General features: G+C 69.6%; 16 protein-coding genes. 6 read left to right on the top strand and 10 right to left on the bottom strand.

All coding sequences use genetic code 11. From position 1 onward, the window contains the following. Positions 1-229 precede the first annotated feature (229 nt). Both BEN78_11825 and BEN78_11820 read left to right on the top strand, forming a co-directional pair. Positions 230-1,537, top strand: a complete 1,308-nt coding sequence (locus tag BEN78_11825; GenBank protein ASR43957.1) for a hemolysin — start codon at positions 230-232, stop codon at positions 1,535-1,537. Further along, positions 1,527-2,165: a hypothetical protein gene (locus tag BEN78_11820; GenBank protein ID ASR43956.1), complete on the top strand. Its 639-nt coding sequence runs from the start codon at positions 1,527-1,529 to the stop codon at positions 2,163-2,165. The genes BEN78_11825 and BEN78_11820 overlap by 11 nt, the downstream gene beginning before the upstream one ends. 21 nt (positions 2,166-2,186) lie before the next feature. Here BEN78_11820 and BEN78_11815 read toward each other — a convergent pair whose 3' ends face one another. Beyond that, entirely contained in the window at positions 2,187-2,975 is a 789-nt protein-coding gene (locus BEN78_11815; GenBank protein ASR43955.1) for an RNA methyltransferase, read from the bottom strand. Positions 2,976-3,061: 86 nt separating this feature from the next. Between BEN78_11815 and BEN78_11810 the strand changes: the two genes are divergently transcribed. Next, positions 3,062-3,892 (top strand): inositol monophosphatase, encoded by an 831-nt coding sequence (locus BEN78_11810; GenBank protein ASR43954.1) that lies wholly within the window; start codon positions 3,062-3,064, stop codon positions 3,890-3,892. A 184-nt stretch (positions 3,893-4,076) separates the two neighbouring features. Here the strand turns inward: BEN78_11810 and BEN78_11805 are convergent, their stop codons facing one another. The 4 genes from BEN78_11805 to BEN78_11790 all read right to left on the bottom strand — a co-directional run bounded on the left by BEN78_11805 (position 4,077) and on the right by BEN78_11790 (position 8,599). Further along, positions 4,077-5,039: a protein-export membrane protein SecF gene (locus tag BEN78_11805; GenBank protein ID ASR43953.1), complete on the bottom strand. Its 963-nt coding sequence runs from the start codon at positions 5,037-5,039 to the stop codon at positions 4,077-4,079. A 13-nt stretch (positions 5,040-5,052) separates the two neighbouring features. After that, positions 5,053-6,936, bottom strand: coding sequence for a protein-export membrane protein SecD (locus BEN78_11800; protein ID ASR43952.1), 1,884 nt, complete (start codon positions 6,934-6,936; stop codon positions 5,053-5,055). A 71-nt stretch (positions 6,937-7,007) separates the two neighbouring features. Next, complete coding sequence (locus tag BEN78_11795; protein ASR45106.1) at positions 7,008-7,346, bottom strand: preprotein translocase subunit YajC; 339 nt, start codon at positions 7,344-7,346, stop codon at positions 7,008-7,010. 116 nt (positions 7,347-7,462) lie between these two features. Continuing rightward, positions 7,463-8,599, bottom strand: a complete 1,137-nt coding sequence (locus BEN78_11790) for a tRNA guanosine(34) transglycosylase Tgt (protein ASR43951.1) — start codon at positions 8,597-8,599, stop codon at positions 7,463-7,465. Positions 8,600-8,641: 42 nt separating this feature from the next. Between BEN78_11790 and BEN78_11785 the strand changes: the two genes are divergently transcribed. Beyond that, complete coding sequence (locus BEN78_11785) at positions 8,642-9,649, top strand: hypothetical protein (GenBank protein ASR43950.1); 1,008 nt, start codon at positions 8,642-8,644, stop codon at positions 9,647-9,649. Between the two features lie 52 nt (positions 9,650-9,701). Here BEN78_11785 and BEN78_11780 read toward each other — a convergent pair whose 3' ends face one another. Then, positions 9,702-10,754 (bottom strand): tRNA preQ1(34) S-adenosylmethionine ribosyltransferase-isomerase QueA, encoded by a 1,053-nt coding sequence (locus BEN78_11780; protein ID ASR43949.1) that lies wholly within the window; start codon positions 10,752-10,754, stop codon positions 9,702-9,704. Positions 10,755-11,142: 388 nt separating this feature from the next. Beyond that, positions 11,143-11,574, bottom strand: a complete 432-nt coding sequence (locus tag BEN78_11775) for an AsnC family transcriptional regulator (GenBank protein ID ASR43948.1) — start codon at positions 11,572-11,574, stop codon at positions 11,143-11,145. Positions 11,575-11,753: 179 nt separating this feature from the next. On the opposite strand from BEN78_11775, the gene BEN78_11770 reads away from it, so the two are divergent. Both BEN78_11770 and BEN78_11765 read left to right on the top strand, forming a co-directional pair. Continuing rightward, complete coding sequence (locus BEN78_11770; protein ID ASR43947.1) at positions 11,754-13,253, top strand: lysine 6-aminotransferase; 1,500 nt, start codon at positions 11,754-11,756, stop codon at positions 13,251-13,253. A gap of 138 nt (positions 13,254-13,391) precedes the next feature. After that, on the top strand, positions 13,392-14,822 hold the full coding sequence (locus BEN78_11765; GenBank protein ID ASR43946.1) for a hypothetical protein: 1,431 nt from the start codon (positions 13,392-13,394) through the stop codon (positions 14,820-14,822). A 106-nt stretch (positions 14,823-14,928) separates the two neighbouring features. Here BEN78_11765 and BEN78_11760 read toward each other — a convergent pair whose 3' ends face one another. Genes BEN78_11760 through BEN78_11750 form a run of 3 tightly spaced genes read right to left on the bottom strand, consistent with a single transcriptional unit; the run spans position 14,929 to position 18,103 of the window. After that, positions 14,929-15,561, bottom strand: a complete 633-nt coding sequence (locus BEN78_11760) for a pyrophosphatase (GenBank protein ID ASR43945.1) — start codon at positions 15,559-15,561, stop codon at positions 14,929-14,931. Next, on the bottom strand, positions 15,558-16,943 hold the full coding sequence (locus BEN78_11755; protein ID ASR45105.1) for a phosphoesterase: 1,386 nt from the start codon (positions 16,941-16,943) through the stop codon (positions 15,558-15,560). Before BEN78_11755 ends, BEN78_11760 begins: the two co-directional genes overlap by 4 nt. Before the next feature lie 20 nt (positions 16,944-16,963). Next, entirely contained in the window at positions 16,964-18,103 is a 1,140-nt protein-coding gene (locus BEN78_11750; protein ID ASR43944.1) for a phytase, read from the bottom strand. Between the last annotated feature and the right edge of the window lie 140 nt (positions 18,104-18,243).

The raw sequence follows: 18,243 nt of genomic DNA, 5'->3' as shown, positions 1-18,243 counted from the left end.
ACCCGCGGGGCCGGGCGCTTGCGCAAGGGCGAATTATGACGGCTCCATGACGCCTGCGACCACCCCGGACGTGCCCGGGGTCCTCACGCGGGCACCTGCTATAGTCCGGCCCGCGCCCTTCTGCGCTGCCCGCCCCCCATGGACGACGACCCTAGACCGCCCTCCGCCCGCCGATGCCCTCGCCTGCCGGCCTTCACCCCCGGTCTTGGCCTGAACCCGGGCGCCGTCGATGCTTGAGCTGATCCTCATCGTCCTGGCGCTGATCGCCTGCAACGCGTTCTTCGCGCTGTCGGAAATGTCGGTCGTGACGTCCCGCAAGCCGCGTCTGAAGCAAATGGCCGAGCGGCGCGGCGCACGCACGGCCCTGGAGCTGGCCCAGCATCCCGAGCGCTTCCTGTCGACTGTCCAAGTCGGCATCACGCTGATCGGGGTGCTCACCGGCATGCTCGGCGGCGATGCGCTGGGCAGCGCCATCGGCAGTTGGCTGGCGTCCAGGCTGCCGGCGCTGGGCGCCTATGCGACCACCGCCGGCACGGTGCTCGCCGTTGGCCTCATCACCTTCCTGACCATCGTGCTGGGCGAACTGCTGCCCAAGCGGCTGGCGCTGCTGGCGCCCGAGCGCGTCGCCAGCGTGGTCGCGCTGCCGATGCATTGGCTCTCGCGCATCGCGACCCCGGCGGTGTGGCTGCTCAGCGCTTCGGTCCGTGGCCTGCTGCGGCTGCTGCGGCTCAACGACACCGAAGCGGCCCAGGTGACCGAAGAAGAGATTCGCATGCTGGTGAGCGAGAGCCACGAGCAGGGCGTGATCGACGCCGACGAGCGCAACATGGTCAACCGCGTGCTCACGCTGGGCGACCGCGATGCCGAGACGCTGATGACGCCGCGCACCCGCATCGCCTGGCTCGATGTGTCGGCCAGCTTCGAAGAGAACCTGGCGCGGATGCGCGACACGCCCTATTCGCGCTACCCGGTACTGCGCGGCAACGACGCCGACGTGGTCGGAATCATGGAGATCAAGTCGTTGATCGACCGGCTCGATGCCGGGGCCTTCGACCTGTTCAAGTACCTGCGCGAGCCGCTGTTCGTGTCCGAGTCGACGCCGGCGATGAAGCTGCTGGAGATCCTGCGCGAGAACCAGCAGTCGCTGGCGCTGGTGGTCGACGAGTACGGCGACATCACCGGCATGGTCACCGTCAACGATGTCATGGAAGCGGTGATCGGGCGCACCCAGAGCAGCGGTGTGGACGCCTCGCCGCTGGTGGTCACGCGCGACGACGGCTCGCTGCTGGTCGACGGCAGCCTGTCGGTCGAGGCGGTCCGCGAACTGCTCGGCGGGGGCGAGCTGCCGGGCGAGGACGAGCACATCTTCCACACCGCTGCCGGTATGACCATCGCCCAGTTCGGGCGCATCCCCAACGTCGGCGAGCATTTCGACGCCAACGGTTGGCGCGTGGAGATCGTCGATCTGGACGGGCCGCGGGTGGACAAGCTGCTGCTGCAGCGATTGCCCGAGCACGAGGCCGACGATGCGGCCTGAACGGCCGGAGCTGCGTTCGCGCGAGGAAGCCTCGACCCGGGAACTGCTCGCGGCGATGGCGGCGGGCGATCCTGGCGACCAGTTGCGCTTCCGCGACCTGCTGGCCGGCCTGGACAAGCGCGTGTTCGGCATGATGCTGTTCGTCGCCACGCTGCCTGCGTTCATTCCGATTCCCGGCGTCGGCGGTGCGGTCGGCGGCCCGCTGGTGATCTTCGTCGGGCTGCAGTTGTTGGTCGGGCTGCGCAAGCCGTGGCTGCCCGGGTTCATCGCCGAACGCGGCCCGCACCGCAGTGCCGTGAAGCGCTTCGAGACCGTGCTCGAGCCCTGGTTCCGACGCCTGGAGCGGGTCAGTCGCCCACGCCTGCCCGGCGTCCTCGACCACCGTGCAGCGACGATGTTCACCGGCCTGCTGCTGGTGCTGCTGGGGATCTTGCTGGCGCTGCCGATCCCGTTCACCAACTATGTCTTCGCCGTGCTGCTGCTGGCCTATGCACTGGCGCTGCTCGAACGCGACGGCGCCCTGCTGCTGGTCGCCTGGGCCGCCGGCCTGCTGGCGATCGGGGTGTTCGGCGTGCTCAGCGGCGCATTGGCCACCGCGGCGACAGACTGGATCTCGCGGCTCACCTAGCCTGGCAACGGCGCCGGCGGATCAGCGCGCGCGCTGGCCGGCCAACTGCGCCATGCGCTGGGCATCGGCCAGGATGCCACGCAGCAGCCGGACCTCCTTTTCGTCGAGTCCGGTGCGTACGAACAGCCGGCGCAGCTTGCGCATCGCCGAGTCGGGCGCCCGCCCCTTGTGGAAGTCGATCGCCTCGAGCGTGTCGGCCAGCTGGGCGAAAAACCCTTCGAGCTGGGCGTGCGGCACCGCGTCGGTGGAGACCGGCGCGACCGCCGAGGGGGCCGCTGTCTCACCCAGCAGCGCCAGCCGCAGCTCGTAGCTGAGCACCTGCACCGCGGCCGCGAGGTTCAGCGAGCTGTAGTCGGGATTGGCCGGGATGTGCACGGCGGCATGGCACAGCTGCAGCTCCGAGTTCTCGAGGCCAGTGCGCTCGCGCCCGAACACCAGCGCCACCTCGCCGCCGTCCAGTGCCTGCGCATGCGCCGCGGCCGCGGCGTCTCGCGGACGCAGCTCGCGCAACTGCACCCGCCGGCTGCGTGCGGTGCAGCCGAGCACGAACCGGCAATCGGCGACCGCCTCGGCCAGGGTGTCGAAACGCGCGGCCGAGGCCAGCACGTCGTCGGCGCCGGCGGCCATCGCCTCGGCATCGGCATGCGGAAACTTCTGCGGCGCGACCAGCACCAGACGGTGCAGTCCCATCGTCTTGAGCGCGCGTGCGGCCGAGCCGATGTTGCCGGGATGCTGGGTGCCGACGAGCACGATGCGCAGGCGCGCAGCGACCGTGTCGGGCGAAGAGTCAGGATTGAGGGGCGCTTGCATGCCGCGAATGGTAAACTGCTCGACCGGCCAAGCGCCGGCACCGCTCTTTTTCCCCTCGAACCCGCCCGCGCCCGGAGTCGTCCGCGATGCTTCAACCTGCTGTCAACATCATGGTCAAGGCGGCGCGTGCCGGCGGCAACGTCCTGCTGCGCAACATGCACAAGCTCGACGCGCTCAACGTCGTCGAGAAAGCCCGACTGGACTACGCCAGCGAAGTCGACGGCCTGGCCGAAGAGGCGATCGTCAAGGAATTGCGCCGGGCACATCCCGATTACGCCATCCTCGGCGAGGAAGGCGGCGCCAAGCCCGGCCGCGGCGGCGCGAGCCGCTACACCTGGGTCATCGACCCGCTCGACGGCACCAGCAACTACCTGCGCGGCTTCCCCCACTGGTGCGTGTCGATCGCGCTGGTCGAGGGCGGCGAGCCGCTGCACGGCGTGATCTTCGATCCGCTGCGCAACGAACTGTTCACCGCCACGCGCGGCGCCGGCGCCCAGCTCAACGAACGCCGCATCCGCGTCGCCGACCGCAAGGACCTGTCGGGCGCGATGATCGCCACCGGCTTCGCCCCGCGCGAGCGCAAGCGTGCCGGTGCGCAGCTGCGCGCGGTCGACGCCCTGCTCGAGTCCGCCGAAGACGTCCGCCGTGCCGGCTCGGCCGCACTGGACCTGGCCTACGTCGCCGCCGGTCGCTGCGACGCCTACTTCGAGGCCGGCGTGCACCCCTGGGACATCGCGGCCGGCGTGCTGCTGGTCCGTGAGGCCGGTGGTCGCGTCAGCGACTTCAAGGGCCGCGCCACCGGGCCGCTCAATGTCGCCTTTGCCGGCGGCCGCCCGATCCTTGCCGCCAACGTCCGCCTGATCGAGCCCCTGCAGCAGGTGCTGGTGTCGTCGGGATACGCAAAGGAATTCGACTGACCCATCGGGCCAGTCGCAGGATCCGCAGACGCGGATCCCAGCCCCCGGAAACAGAAAAAGCCACGCATTGCGTGGCTTTTTCTTCGTCCCGGCCCGGACAAGAACCGGGGTCAAAAACCGGGGTCAGAGTGCAATTTCGCCAGGCGAATTGCACTCTGACCCCGGTTTTGACCCGGCCGCCGCCTTACGGACGGCGTGCCAGGGCCGCCTCGTCCTTGGCCTTGGGCAACAGGTCCTGCTTGGTGACGCGCAGTACGCCGTAGGTCAGCAGCGGACAGGCGATGAAGATCGACGACAAGGTGCCGACGACCGCGCCCATCATCTGCGTCAGCGCCAGGCCTTCGAGCGAACCGCCGCCATAGAGGAACAGCGCCAGCACCGACAGGAAGAACACCAGCGAGGTGATGATCGTGCGCGAGAGCGTCTGGTTGATCGAGCGGTTGAAGATCTCCAGCGGCTCGGCCCTAACGCCGCGGAAGTTCTCGCGCACGCGGTCGAACACCACGATCGTGTCGTTGATCGAAAAGCCCATGACCGACAGCAGACCTGCGAGCACGGTCAGATCGAACTCGCGGCCGGTCAGTGAAAACAGCGCAGCGACCACCAGCACGTCGAACAGCGTGGTCACGCTGGCCACCACCGCGAACTTCCACTCGAAGCGCACGCTGATGTAGAGCAGGAAGCCCACCAGCACGAAGATCGCCGCGTAGATCGCGTTCTTGCGCAGGTCGCCCGAGACCTGCGACCCGATCGCCTCGGTGCTCAGGATCCGGCCGGGGTTGCCATCGCTCGAGGCCGCCGCAAGCACCTGCTGCGCCAGCTGCGTGTTGCCGTCCACGTTCGCCTGCTCATCGCCGCGCACCCGGATCAACAGATCGTTGCCGCTGCCGAAGGTCTGCACCTGAGCGTTGGCGATGCCGGCGGTCTCGAGCCGCTCGCGCACGTCATCGACACTCACCGGCTGTTCGAAGCGCACGTTCACCGCGGTACCACCGGTGAAGTCGAGCGCGAAGTTGAAGCCCTTCAGGCCGATCACCGCGATCGAGGCCACGAACAGCAGGGCGAACAACGAGACCCAGACATGCCGCAGCCGCATGAAATCGATGCGGGTATCGCTGGGAATGAGGGTCAACGGGAAAATTTTCATAGGGTCTCTCCCGTCAGATCGCCAGGGACTTGAGTTTCTTGCGCGGCGCATAGATCAGCGTGACCAACGCGCGCGAGACGACGATCGCGGTGAACATCGAGGCGACGATGCCGATCACCAGCGTGACCGCAAAGCCCTGCAGCGGGCCGGTGCCGAAGGCATACAGCGCGATGCCCGCGATGATGCCGGTCAGGTTGGAGTCGAAGATCGTGTCCGACGCCTTCTCGTAGCCGGTCACGATCGCCGCCTTGGGCGGCATCCCGGCCCTGAGCTCCTCTCGGATGCGCTCGTTGATCAGCACGTTGGCGTCCACCGACAGGCCGATCGACAACGCCAGACCGGCGAAGCCGGGCAGCGACATCGTGGCGCCGAACAGCGACATCACCGCGACCACGATCAGCAGGTTCAGCATCAGCGCCAGACAGGTGACCACGCCGAACATGCGGTAATAGAGCATGAAGAACAGCAGCGTGAACAGGAACGCGTACAACACGGCGGTGACGCCGCGCTCGACGTTCTCCGCGCCCAGGCTCGGGCCCACGACGCGCTCTTCGACAAAGTCCATCGGTGCGGCCAGCGCGCCGGCCTTGAGTTGGCGAGCGAGGTCGTTGGCCTCGTCGCGGCTCAGACCGGTGGTCTGGAACTCGCGTCCGAACACGCCGCGGATCGTCGAGGAGCTGATCACGCGCTCGACGGTCCTGGCCGAACGCACTTCCTCGCCATTGACCACGCGCACCGTCGGAATGCGCTCGACGTAGACGATGCCCAGGCGCTGGCCGACGTTCTCCAGCGTGTGGTCGAGCATGCGCTTGCCGCCCGCGCTGTTGAGCGTGATCCCGACCGACGGCATGCCGGTCTGCTGGTCGGTCTGCGGATTGGCGTTGATCAGTTGGTCGCCCGAGACGAGGATACGCCGGGAGAGCAACAGCGGACGGTTGTTCTCGTCGTAGTAAACGCGCGAGTCGGCCGGGATGCTGCCCGAGGCCACCGCAGCGGCGGCCTGATTCTCGTCGCCGGTCACCGCGCGGAACTCCAGCGTCGCGGTCGCGCCGATCAGGCGCTTGGCCTCGGCGGTGTCCTGCAGGCCGGGCAGCTGAATGACCAGGCGGTCCTCGCCCTGGCGCTGCAGCACCGGCTCGGCGACGCCGATCGAGTTGATGCGGTTGGAGATCACGGTGCGGTTCTGCTCGACCGCGTCGGTCGCGATACGGGCGATCTCGCTCTGCGACAGGCGCACGGTGATGCGGTTACCGTCGACGGAGATCTGCGGGCCGCTGCCGGCAACGCCCTGCCCCGATGCGCTCGCCAGGCTGGTGGCGATGTGCTGGCGTGCCTGGTCGACGTTGGCGCCCTCGTTGAGGACCACGCCGATGCTGTTGTCGGCACGGCGCTCGACACTCGAGTAGCCGATGCGGTTATCGCGCAGCACAGTGCGGATGCCGTCGGCGTAGCCGTCGACGCGCTTCTGCAGCGCGGCGGCCTGGTCGACCTGCATCACGAAATGCACGCCGCCCTGCAGGTCCAGACCCAGCGACATCGGCCGGGCGCCGAAGCGCGACAGCCAGTCGGGCACGGTCGACGCCAGGTTCAGTGCGACCGAGTAATTCTCACCCAGCGCCGGACGCAGCGTGTCGGCGGCCGCGGTCTGTGCATCGGCATCGTGCAGGCGCACCAGCAGGTGGCTGTCGTCGACCTCGGTGCCGACCGGCGTCACGCCGGCGTCCTTGAGCAGGCCGTCCACCTGCTGACGCAGCGCATCGTCGATGCGCGCCTCGCTGGTGCTCGGGGTGATCTGTATCGACGGATTCTTCTGGTAGGCGTTGGGCAGCGCGTACAGCGCGGCCAGCACCAGCACCAGCAGGATCAGGACGTATTTCCAGCGCGGGAATTCGAGCATTGGCTTGCCTCGGGCGCCGCGCAGGCGGCGCCGGGAGAGTTGCCGGGGCGGGCCCCGGCAGAATCAGGAAATCAGGCCGACTTCAGGGTGCCCTTGGGCAGCACGTTGCCGACCGCGCCCTTCTGGACTCGGATCTCGACGCGCTCGGCGATCTCGACGGTGATGAAGCTCTCGCCGATCGCGCGCACCACGCCGGCGATGCCGCCATTGGTGATCACCTCGTCGCCGACCGACAGCTTGTCGAGCATCGCGCGGTGTTCCTTGGTCCGCTTCATCTGCGGGCGGATCATCAGGAAGTACATGATCGCGATCAGGATGATCGGGAAAGCCAGCGTCGACAGCATGCTCGGCGCGGCGGGCGCCCCGGCGGCGGCGTGGGCGGGGGCGATCAGCAGGTCCAGCAGATTCATCTGGGCATCCATCAGGGTCGAAAAGGCAGCAGGCGATTATGCCACGGCCGGCCGGAGGCGCAGGCCGGGGCGTGGACGGGGGTGAAAATCGGGCGATCCGGGCCGCCAGGCCCGGCTCAGGCGTCCGGATTCCCGGTCCGGGCGCGATAGAAGGACTCCCGAAACGCGGCGAAGGTTCCCGCCTCGATCGCGGCGCGCATGGCCGCCATCAGGCGCTGGTAGTACCAAAGATTGTGCAACGTGCCCAGCATCGGCCCCAGCATCTCCCCACAGCGGTCCAGGTGACGCAGATACGCGCGGGTGTAGCCGCCGGCGCAGGCCTCGCAGCCGCAGCCTTCCTCGATCGGGCGCAGGTCCTTCTCGAACTTCGCGTTGCGGATGCGGATCGTGCCGGTGGAGGTGAAGAAATGCCCATTGCGGGCGTTGCGGGTCGGCATCACGCAGTCGAACATGTCCACCCCGCGGGCGACCGCCTCCACTAGGTCCTCCGGGCGCCCCACCCCCATCAGATAGCGCGGGCGGTCACCCGGCAATTGCGGACAGGTGTGGTCGAGCATCGCGTTGCGCTCGGCCTCGGTCTCGCCGACCGCCAGCCCGCCGATCGCATAGCCGTCGAAGCCGATGGCCTGGAGTCCTTCGGCCGAGCGGGTGCGCAGGTCGTGGTGCACGCCGCCCTGGACGATGCCGAACAGCGCGGCGTCGTTGCCCTCGTGCGCACGCTTGGACCGCGCCGCCCAGCGCAGCGACAGTTCCATCGAGCGCTCGATCACGCGCGGGTCGACCGGCTTGCCGTCGATCTGCACTGGCGGGCACTCGTCGAAGATCATCACGATGTCCGAGTCGAGCGTCTTCTGGATGCGCATGCTCTCCTCGGGCCCCAAGAACACCCGCGACCCGTCGGTCGGCGCCGAGAACGTGACCCCGTCCTCGGTGATCTTGCGCTTGTGCGCCAGCGAGAACACCTGGAAGCCGCCGGAGTCGGTCAGGATCGGCCCGTCCCAGCGCGCGAAGCCATGCAGGCCACCGTGCGCCTCGATGACCTCCAGGCCCGGGCGCAGATACAGATGGAAGGTGTTGCCCAGGATGATCTGCGCGCCCAGCGCACGGATCTGATGCGGCAGCACGCCCTTGACCGTGCCATAGGTGCCCACCGGCATGAACGCGGGCGTTTCGATGGTGCCGCGGGGGAAGGCGATGCGGCCACGCCGGGCCGCGCCGTCGCTGCCGAGCAGCTGGAAAGACATTCTGGACATCCCGCTAGTATGACCGGTCCGTCCGTTCCCGGCCCTGACGCCATGACGCGCTGCAATCTGCTCCTGCCGCTTCTGCTCGCCGCGCCGCTGGCCCTGCAGGCCGCCGGCCGCACCGATCCCGATGCGCTGTGCGCGCCGTGGCAGGCCGTGCCGGTGCCAGCGGCTGACGCGGGCGCAGCGGCGCCGGCCTGCGACACGATGGCGTTGTACTACGGGGCCGACGGCACCGGTGGCGACCCGATCGCCGCACGGCACTGCGCGTATCAGGAGCGCGACCGCGATCCCACGGTCCCGTTCGGTGGCAGCGGTGTGCTGATGATGCTCTATGCCAACGGCGAGGGCGTCGCACGCGACCTGCCGCTGGCACGCCGTTTCGCCTGCGAGTACGGCGGCGCGCCGGCCGAAGTGCGGTTTCGCCTCGACCACCTGGCGCGTATCGAGGCGAACCCGCAGGCCGCGCGCATCGACCTCTGCAACGACATCACCAGTGGCCACATGAGCGGCCTGTGCGCGGGCCGCGACGCGCACTTCGCCGCGAACGGGCGTGCGAAGGCCTGGCAGACGCTGCAGGCCGACTGGACGCCCGACCAGCGCGCCGCCTGGCGACGGCTCCGCGACGCGGCCGATACCTACTTCGAAAAGACCAGCGCCTACGAGATCGACCTCAGCGGCACCGCGCGCAACGTATTCCTGGTCGGCGCGCGCGAACGCCAGGAAACCCAGCTCCTCGAGGATGTCCAGCAGTTCGAGCGCGGCGCACGGCCCGAGCAGAGCAGCGCGTCGCTGGCGCCGCTCGACGCCACGCTCAATGCGGTCTATCGCGACGTCCGCGCGCGCCTGCAGACCGGCGCCTCGCCACATGAAACCGCCTTGCTGGGCACGATCGATGCCGACGGCGTACGCGATACCCAGCGTGCGTGGCTGCGCTACCGCGACGCCTTTGTCGCGTTCGCCGTCACGCGGTGGCCGGATGTCGAAGGCGATGCCTGGCGCGCCTGGCTGACCGACCGGCGCACCGGCGATCTGGAGGCGATCCTCGACAGCCCCTGAGCCGTCGCGCGTGTCCTGCCGGTATGCGATCGTCCGCGCCCGGCCCGTCCGCTCAGCCAGCCACTGCCTGCGCAGGTGCCTCCGCGCTCCACAGCAGCATCGCATCGCCGTAGGAGAAGAACCGGTAGCGCGCCGCGACCGCATGCGCATAGGCGGCGAGGATGCGCTCGCGACCGGCGAAGGCCGAGACCAGCATCAACAGCGTCGACTCAGGCAAGTGGAAGTTGGTCACCATCGCATCGACGCTGCGGATGCGGTAGCCGGGGAAGATGAAGATCCGCGTCTCGCCGGCGAACGGATGCAACTCGCCGTCCACGCTCGCGCTCTCGAGCGCACGCACGACCGTTGTGCCGACCGCAATCACGCGGCCACCGGCCTCACGGGTGCGCCGGATCTGCGCGACCAGCTCGGCGCCGACATTGAGCCATTCGCTGTGCATGCGATGCTCGCGGATGTCGTCCACGCGCATCGGCTGGAATGTACCGGCGCCCACATGCAGGGTCACGTGGCCAAAGTCCACGCCCCGCGCGCGCAGCCGTTCGAGCAGTGCGTCGTCGAAATGCAGACCGGCGGTCGGCGCCGCGACCGCCCCGACCTCGCGCGCGAACACGGTCTGGTAGCGCTCGGCGTCGTCCTGCCCCGGTTCGCGCCGGATATAGGGCGGCAGCGGCATGCGCCCGACCTTGAGCAGCCAGGACTCGAGCACGTCGCCGACCTCGAAGCGCAGGTGGTAGAAGCCCTCGTCGCGCGACAGCACCTCGGCGCTGCCACCGCCGTCGAGCATGATCCGCCCGCCCGCCTTGGGCGCCTTGCTGGCCCCGATCTGCGCGCGCGCCTCATTGCCGGGCAGCAGCCGCTCGATCAGGATTTCCACGCGTCCGCCGCTGTCCTTGTGCCCGAACAGCCGCGCCGGGATCACCCGGGTGTCGTTGAACACCAGCAGATCGCCCGGCTGCAGCAACTCGGGCAGATCGCGCACGTGACGATCGTCGAACGCGCCGTCGGCAGGCGGCACGACCAGCAGCCGGCTGGCCGAACGTTCGGCCAGCGGCGCCTGCGCGATCAGCGCGTCCGGCAGGTCGAAATGGAAATCGGACTTCTTCAAGAGGCGCCGGCCATCGGAAGGGGCGGCCATTGTAGGTCGCGGCGAGGCCAGGTCAGCGCCCTGCCATCAGCTCACCGCCCGATAGGCCGACTGGGAGCACGGGCTGACACGAGATGCCCCCCATTCCAACCTTTCACCCGTGAAGGGCGCAATGCCCCGCCTTGCGGGAAATAAGCCAAGCGCAGCGCGCGAACTGTTACCTCCCCCGCCCGCGGGGAGGTCGGCGCCAACAGGCGCCGGGTGGGGGCACGGGCCGTCCCAGCCATCTTCCGACCGAATGCGCATCGCCCGGTCACGCCCCCCTGCCCACCATCGGCGCGGCCGATGCCCCCGCCCCCGTCGACGGGAGCGGGACGGATGCGCCCTCCGCCCAGGGGCGGACCACGCTTTACCTTTCGAACTTGGTCGACAGAATGATCGACGAGGTCGTGCGCTCGACGCCTTCCAGGCAGCCGATCCGGTCGGTCAGCACGTCCATGTCGGCGACGGTCGGCACCACGCCGAGCGCAATCAGATCGTAGGGGCCGCTGACCGAATGCAACGTGCGCACCGCATCGATCGCGCGCAGCGCAGTCACCACCGGGGTCATCTGCCGGGGCCGGACGCTGATCATGATCTGCGCACGGATGTGTCCCTGCTCGAAGTCATCGCGGACGCGCACCGTGTAACCACTGATGACGCCGTCGCGCTCGAGCCGCTCGATCCGGCTCTGCACCGTGGTACGTGACAGGCCGAGCCTGCGCGCGATCTCCGCAGTCGAGAGCCGTGCGTTCTCGCGCAACAGCATCAGCAGGCGGACGTCGGCAGGCTCACTGGACATTTTCACGGATAGATTCGGCGATTCGCCGAAATCCTAGCAGCGATTCGGCGATCCGTCGCTACCGGGCGACACAATCGTCCAGATAATAGAAGAGACGTACCGGCTGGGGAGCCGGTCTCGCCCATCGCCGCGAGTCCATGCCCGCCACCGGCCCGCCTGCCGACTTGGGAGTCCACCGTATGTCCGTGACACGTATTCTCGCCCCGCTCCGTGCCCATGCCGGCGCCCGCCGCACGACCGGCCTGTCCGACGAGGTCGTCGAGACCTACGCCGCGCGCCACCCCGCACTCGGCGAGGCGCTGCAGGCCGCCGCCGACGAATACGCCCGGATCCGCGACGAATTCGCCGACCTGCTCGACCTCGACGAGGATGCCCAGGCCCGCACGGTGCAGGCCGGCTACGTGAACTTCTACCCCGGCGACGCGGTGAACCCCTACGTCGCGCTCGCCGCGCGCGGCCCGTGGATCGTCACCCTCAAGGGCGCGGTGCTGCACGACTCGGGCGGCTACGGCATGCTCGGCTTCGGCCACACGCCGACGCCGGTGATCGAGGCGATGGCGCGGCCGGTGCCGATGGCCAACATCATGACCCCGCACCTGTCGCAGTTGCGGCTCGATCGCGCGCTGCGCCGCGAGATCGGTCACACCCGCGACGGCGGCTGCCCGTACAGCCATTTCCTGTGCCTGAACTCCGGTTCCGAATCGGTCGGCCTGGCCGCGCGTATTGCCGACATCAACACCCGCGTCCAGACCGATCCGGGCGGCCGTCACGCGGGACGCACGATCAAGCGCATCGTGGTCAAGGGCAGCTTCCACGGCCGCACCGAGCGCCCAGCGCTGTACTCCGACTCATCGCGCGCGACCTACAAGAAGTACCTGGCCAGCTTCCGCGACGAGAACTCGCTGATCACCATCCCGCCTTACGACGCCGACGCACTGCGCCGGGCGTTCGCCGATGCGGACGCGAACGGATGGTTCGTCGAGGCCGTGTTCCTGGAGCCGGTCATGGGCGAAGGCGATCCCGGTCGTGCACTGCCGCCCGCGTTCTACGCCGCCGCGCGCGAGCTCACCCGCGCCCACGGCAGCCTGCTGCTGGTCGACTCGATCCAGGCCGGTCTGCGCGCGCACGGCGTGCTGTCGGTCATCGACTATCCCGGGTTCGAAGGCCTCGACGCGCCGGACATGGAAACCTATTCCAAGGCGCTCAACGCCGGCCAGTATCCGCTGTCGGTGCTGGCAGTCTCGCAAGACGCCGCGCAGTTGTATCGCAGCGGCGTCTACGGCAACACGATGACCGCCAATCCCCGTGCGCTCGACGTGGCCTGCGCGGTGCTCGAACAGCTGACGCCCGAGATCCGCGCCAACATCCGCAAGGCCGGGCGTCGTGCCATCGAGCGGCTGGAAGCGCTGCGCGCCGAAGCGGGCGGCGCGATCACCCAGGTCCAGGGCACCGGCCTGCTGTTCTCGTGCGAGCTCGATCCCCGGTACAAGTGCTACGGCGCCGGCTCGACCGAGGAATGGCTGCGCGAGCGCGGCATCGGCGTGATCCACGGCGGCGCGAACTCGCTGCGTTTCACCCCGCACTTCGCGATCGGCGACGACGAACTTGCGTTGCTGGTGGACATGGTCGGTAAGGCGCTGCGCGAAGGTCCACGCCAGACGGACGCTGCCGCGGCCTGATAAGGTCGGCGCCCCGCGCGGCCGGCACCGGTCTGCGTCCGCCCGGGCGCAGACGCGGCCACCGAGCTGTCCGATGCGCCTGGAAGACGTCGCCCGTCGCCACCGATCCGCGCGCTTCTTTCCGACAGCGTGGTGACCATGATTCGACGTTTCGTCCTGCTCGCTCTGCCGTGTGCGGCGCTTCTTTTCTCGGCCTGCGGCCACGACAGCGCCGCGCCTGCCGTGGAACCGCCGGCAGATGCCGTCCTGCTCGGCCGCCTGTTCGACGCGCGCGCCGGCACGGTGCTCGAAGAGGGTGTCGTGGTGATCGCCGGTGCGCGCGTGCGCTGCGCCGGTGCGCGCCAGGCCTGCGAATGGGACGACGCGACCGCACAGCACGATTACGGCAACGCCCTGCTGCTGCCCGGACTGATCGACCTGCACGTGCATGCACGGCCGCATTTCATCGGCGCCTTCGTGCCGTCGGGCGTCACCACGATCCGCGATGCAGGCAACACCCTCGACATGCTCGCCGACCTGCGCGCGACGCCGGGTGCGCCGCGCCTGTTCGCGACCGGCCCGCTGCTCGACGGCGCGGTCAGCGTCCTGACCCCCGACGGCCCTGCGCCGTTCGATGCGGCGGCCCTGGGCACCCAGCCCGCGATCACACTGACCTCGCCGGACGACGCCGACACCGTCGTCGACGCCTTGGCCGCGGCCGGCGTCGACTGGATCAAGCTCTATGAGCAACTACCGCCCGCAGTCTTCGACGCCGCGACACAGGCCGCCGCGCGTCACGGCCTGCCGGTCATGGCCGACCTCGGCACGGTCCTGACGCGCGGGCTGTCGGGCGCCCATGTCGATGCGCTGCAGGCCGCCACCGCAGGCGTCGGCACGCTGGAACATCTCGGCGGCGCCGCGCTGGCGTACCAGCGACTGGGCGGCGATCCGGCCGCGGACGCGCTGGATCCGGCCCTGCTCGACCGGATCGTCGCCGACCTCGCGCAGTCCGGCGTCGCCCTGGTGCCGACGACGGCCAACGGCATCCAGTTCGCCACGCCCGACAGCCTGACGCGCGACGATCTGCCCGGCGCAGACCGCCTGGCCGTCGACGTCGCCGGGCATTGGTCGGCACTGTCGGGCATCCTCGCCGAGCCTCGAGTGCAGGCCCGTGCGCGTGCCGACCAGACCCTGATGGCCGCCCTGTTGCCGCGTCTGTTGGCAGCCGGCGTCCGCGTCGGGGCCGGCTCCGACCTGCCCGCTGCGCCCTACATGCTGCCCGGTCCGGCGCTGCACCAAGAGCTCGAGGCGCTGGTGCGCATGGGCCTGACCCCGGTGCAGGCGCTGCAGGCGGCAACCCATGTGGCCGCCGACATTCTGGGCCAGTCCGATCTCGGCCGGCTCGAAGCCGGTGCACGCGCCGACGTGCTCGTCGTCAGCGGCGACCCACTGGCCGACATCCGCGCCACCCGCGCCGTCCAGGCGGTCTGGACCGACGGCGCAGCGGTCGACCTGCCCCAGGCATGGGCATCGGTCGACGCCGCGCTGCGCATCGCGCGCGAGGCCCACGCCGCGGACGCCGAGGGCTGAGCCGGTAGACCACGCTGGCCGGCAACGCGTCCCGATTTGCAGCGGGGCCATCAACGGCCCCGCCCGTTCTCTGCCGCGCCACGCGGCCCCGGCCCTCGATTGCGCCTCAGCGCCCCGCAGCCTCGATCGCGTCATCGATCAGCGCGCGCGCGGCGGCTGCGTCGCCCCAGCCGTGCAGGGTCACCGCACTACTGCCCTCGGGCAGGTCCTTGTAGACACGGAAGAACGCCTCGATGCGCGCGCGTTCGGCGGACGGCAGATCGGCAAGATCGCGCACCCCGGCATAGGTCGGGTCGACGTCGTCGACCGGCACGCCGACGATCTTCTCGTCGGCCTGTCCGGCATCGCGCATGCGCAGCACGCCCAGCGGCCGGAACCGGAGCAGCGCGCCAGGATGGACCGGTACGCGTGTGAGCACCAGCGCATCAAGCGGATCGCCGTCGCCGGCGCGCGTGCCCGGCATCGCGCCGTAGTTCGCCGGATACGCGACCGGCATCGACACGAAGCGATCGACGTGCAGCAGGCCGTCCTCGGCGCCGATCTCGTACTTGACGCTGCCACCGGCGGGGATTTCCACCACCAGCAGTGCGTCATGCGTCGACGGGTCGGGCTGGCGCGCCTGGAAGGGATGACCCGCGGGGCCGGTCGCCCAGGTCGCTGACCCCGCCAGGGTCAGCCCTGCCCCGAGCATCAGCGTGGCCACCGCCGTACCCAAGCGCGTGCCGTGCATCGCGCTCATTCCCAGCACCGGTCGGCGCGACCCTTCAGCGAGCCCTCGCGCGTGCAGCGCCGCGTGTCGATCCTGCCATCCTCCCGTTCGACCAGCCGCTTGCGGCCATCGTGGTCATGCAGCTCGAACGCGTCATACAGCCGGCCGGTCGCCGTACGCGCCTCATAGCGCAACACCGCGCCGTCGACGCGCAACACCTGGAACAGCTGGGTGTCCTCGGCAATCGGCGCCATCGTCGCCAGCGCCTGCGGGCCGATACGGTATTGCTTGGCGCCGACCACGCTGACCAGGAGCTGCGGTGTATCGCCATCCGCATGCAGCGCGCGGCGGCCGTAGCCGTGGTCATGCCCCTGAAGCACCAGGTCCACGTGGTGCTTGCGCAGCACCGGTGCCAGGTGCGCGCGCAGCGACGCGTAGTCGCGGTCGGCACGCAGCGCGTACAACGGTTGGTGGATCTGCACCACGCTCCAGCGGTGCGGGTTGTCGGCCAGCACGCGGTCCAGCCACTGCGCCTGCGCCGGGCCGGTCCCCAGATCCAGGATCGAAGTACCGTCGAGCACGACGAAGCGCACGCCCTGGTAGTCGAACCAGTACGTCGTCGCCTCCACGCCGGGCGCGCCGTTGCGCGGCAGTGCGAACGTCACCGGCCAGTGTGGCGACAGCACCCGGCGTGCCTGCGGCGTGTCCTCGTGCTCTTCGTGGAACTCGTGGTTGCCTGCCGCCGGCGCGGTTGCGATGTCTTCGGGCAGACCGCTGGCGGCCTCGAACCATTCGGCCCATTCGTCGTCATCGGCGCCCTGCCCGGCCCCACCGCCCGACACCAGGTCGCCGGCGAACAGCGCCAGCTTCGCGTCCGGCGCCCAGCGCCGCGACTCACGGATCACCCGGGTCACCAGGGCGGTGTTCTGGTTCTGGGTGTCGCCGAAGTACAGCAGCGTCAGCGGTGCGGCCTCTGCGGCCGCGGTGCGGAAGTGGAACCAAGGGCTCCAAGTGCCGTGACCCTGCACGCGCCAGGCATACAGCGTATCGGGCGTCAGGCCGTCGACATCGGCGCGGTGCTGGTGCGCGGTGCCGTTGCGCGTCTGCAGCGACTGGGTGGTGGCGACGATCGTGCGTGCGCGCCCGCCGGTGATGTCCGGCGTGTCGTCGGCCGGCGCGATCTGCAACTGCGGCGCGCGCACGTGTGCATCGGTGCGCCAGGCCACCGCGAACCCGGTCGCCGCATCCTGCGCGGGCGAGGCCGCGATGCGGTCCGGATATGCGGTTGCGGCGTGTCCCCGATCACCCTCGGGCACGCGGGTGTTGGGCTCGGGCTGCCGCGGCGCCTCGGCCTGCGCGGCGGGTGCGAGCAACACCAGCGCGAGCAGCGCCGCACGCAGGCAACCGGTCATGTCGATGCGGGTCCGCATGCTCACAGCCTCCCGCACGCGGGCAGCGACAGCGCCTGCGCAATCGCACGCCAGTCGAACGCGACCAGTCCCTGGTCGTCATGCACCGCATAGAGCACGCCGTCGGGGAATGCCGCCGACGGCGCGTCGTGCAGCCAGATGCCATCGGTGTTGGCGACGGTCTTGCCGGCCACCGCGCCGACGTGCGCCAGCGAGCGGCGGTCGAACAGATGGAACGCGGTCCGACCCTTGCCCTGCTCGGTCGTGATCCACCAACCGCTGCCATCGGCGCAAGTCTTGAGCATGATGCCCTCGGCCTGCGCCTGGAACACGTCGCGGCCGAGCGTGCGCCCGGTGTAACGGCCCGCCAGGTCGTAGACCTTCAGCTCGTTGGCGTAGGTCTCGTCTTCCTCGGCGATCAGCAGCCGGTCGTGCGCCGGGTCGCCCCAGATCGACTCGACCACGCGCAGCGCGCCGTCCGGCGTGGTGTCGCCGAACGCACCCAACGCTTCAACCGCGAACGTTCCGTCATTCGGACGCAGCGCATAGCGGTGCACGCGCCGGTCGAGCCTGTCGAGCGGCGGCAGCACATCGTGGCCCTGCGCATCCTCGCCGTCGTGATAGGAGTCGGTGACGTAGAGCGTGTAGCCATCGCCGGCCCGGTCGATCCACAGACCGTAAGGTTTGACCAGGTCCTGCGCGGCGAACGCGAGCACCGGCGCGAAGTCCGGCAGTCGCAGCACCTGCACACGGTGATTGTCGCGCTCGACGACGAACGCCAGATCATCGATCACCGCGATGCCATTGGGGCGCCGGAACTGGCCCGCCCCGCTGCCCGAAGTGCCGAATGTGCGCAGCGTCTCGCCGGTCACCCCGTCATAGACGACCAGACGGTCGGTGGACTTGGCCGTCGCGATCACCAGCACCTGGCCATCGGGCGCGGTCCACGCCGCCGGCGAGTCGATGTTGTCCTCGGGCGTCAACGCACTGACGAAGGCTTCCCCGACGATCGGCAGATCACGCCCGGCGGTCTCCGGCGCGCCCTGGGCGGCCACGGCAGATGGGTCGGTGGCATCGGGCGCGGACGCCGAACAGGCTGCGATACACAGCGCAAGCGACGCAATCGCCCACGTTCGGGAAGGGACGGGAGAAGGCCGTGTCATGGATCACCAGGAGTCGTGTCATCGGGGAAGCGCGCAACGGTCACGCGATGGTCATGCCGGACTGCAGCGACCGCGCATTGTGTGGACCAACGATGACATCGCCATGTCACCGCGATGGCGCACTTGCAGCGTCGCCATCA

This window comes from Xanthomonas citri pv. mangiferaeindicae (assembly GCA_002240395.1).
GTDB classification, from domain to species: Bacteria; Pseudomonadota; Gammaproteobacteria; order Xanthomonadales; family Xanthomonadaceae; genus Luteimonas; species Luteimonas citri_A.
Note: the sequence above shows the minus strand (reverse complement) of the source record. Positions and strands in the feature narration are given on the sequence as shown.

Coding starts and splice junctions, on each gene's coding strand:
- BEN78_11825 (ASR43957.1), top strand. CDS start 230: ATGCTTGAGCTGATCCTCATCGTCCTGGCGCTGATCGCCTGCAACGCG.
- BEN78_11820 (ASR43956.1), top strand. CDS start 1,527: ATGCGGCCTGAACGGCCGGAGCTGCGTTCGCGCGAGGAAGCCTCGACC.
- BEN78_11815 (ASR43955.1), bottom strand. CDS start 2,975: ATGCAAGCGCCCCTCAATCCTGACTCTTCGCCCGACACGGTCGCTGCG.
- BEN78_11810 (ASR43954.1), top strand. CDS start 3,062: ATGCTTCAACCTGCTGTCAACATCATGGTCAAGGCGGCGCGTGCCGGC.
- BEN78_11805 (ASR43953.1), bottom strand. CDS start 5,039: ATGAAAATTTTCCCGTTGACCCTCATTCCCAGCGATACCCGCATCGAT.
- BEN78_11800 (ASR43952.1), bottom strand. CDS start 6,936: ATGCTCGAATTCCCGCGCTGGAAATACGTCCTGATCCTGCTGGTGCTG.
- BEN78_11795 (ASR45106.1), bottom strand. CDS start 7,346: ATGAATCTGCTGGACCTGCTGATCGCCCCCGCCCACGCCGCCGCCGGG.
- BEN78_11790 (ASR43951.1), bottom strand. CDS start 8,599: ATGTCCAGAATGTCTTTCCAGCTGCTCGGCAGCGACGGCGCGGCCCGG.
- BEN78_11785 (ASR43950.1), top strand. CDS start 8,642: ATGACGCGCTGCAATCTGCTCCTGCCGCTTCTGCTCGCCGCGCCGCTG.
- BEN78_11775 (ASR43948.1), bottom strand. CDS start 11,574: ATGTCCAGTGAGCCTGCCGACGTCCGCCTGCTGATGCTGTTGCGCGAG.
- BEN78_11770 (ASR43947.1), top strand. CDS start 11,754: ATGTCCGTGACACGTATTCTCGCCCCGCTCCGTGCCCATGCCGGCGCC.
- BEN78_11765 (ASR43946.1), top strand. CDS start 13,392: ATGATTCGACGTTTCGTCCTGCTCGCTCTGCCGTGTGCGGCGCTTCTT.
- BEN78_11760 (ASR43945.1), bottom strand. CDS start 15,561: ATGAGCGCGATGCACGGCACGCGCTTGGGTACGGCGGTGGCCACGCTG.
- BEN78_11755 (ASR45105.1), bottom strand. CDS start 16,943: ATGACCGGTTGCCTGCGTGCGGCGCTGCTCGCGCTGGTGTTGCTCGCA.
- BEN78_11750 (ASR43944.1), bottom strand. CDS start 18,103: ATGACACGGCCTTCTCCCGTCCCTTCCCGAACGTGGGCGATTGCGTCG.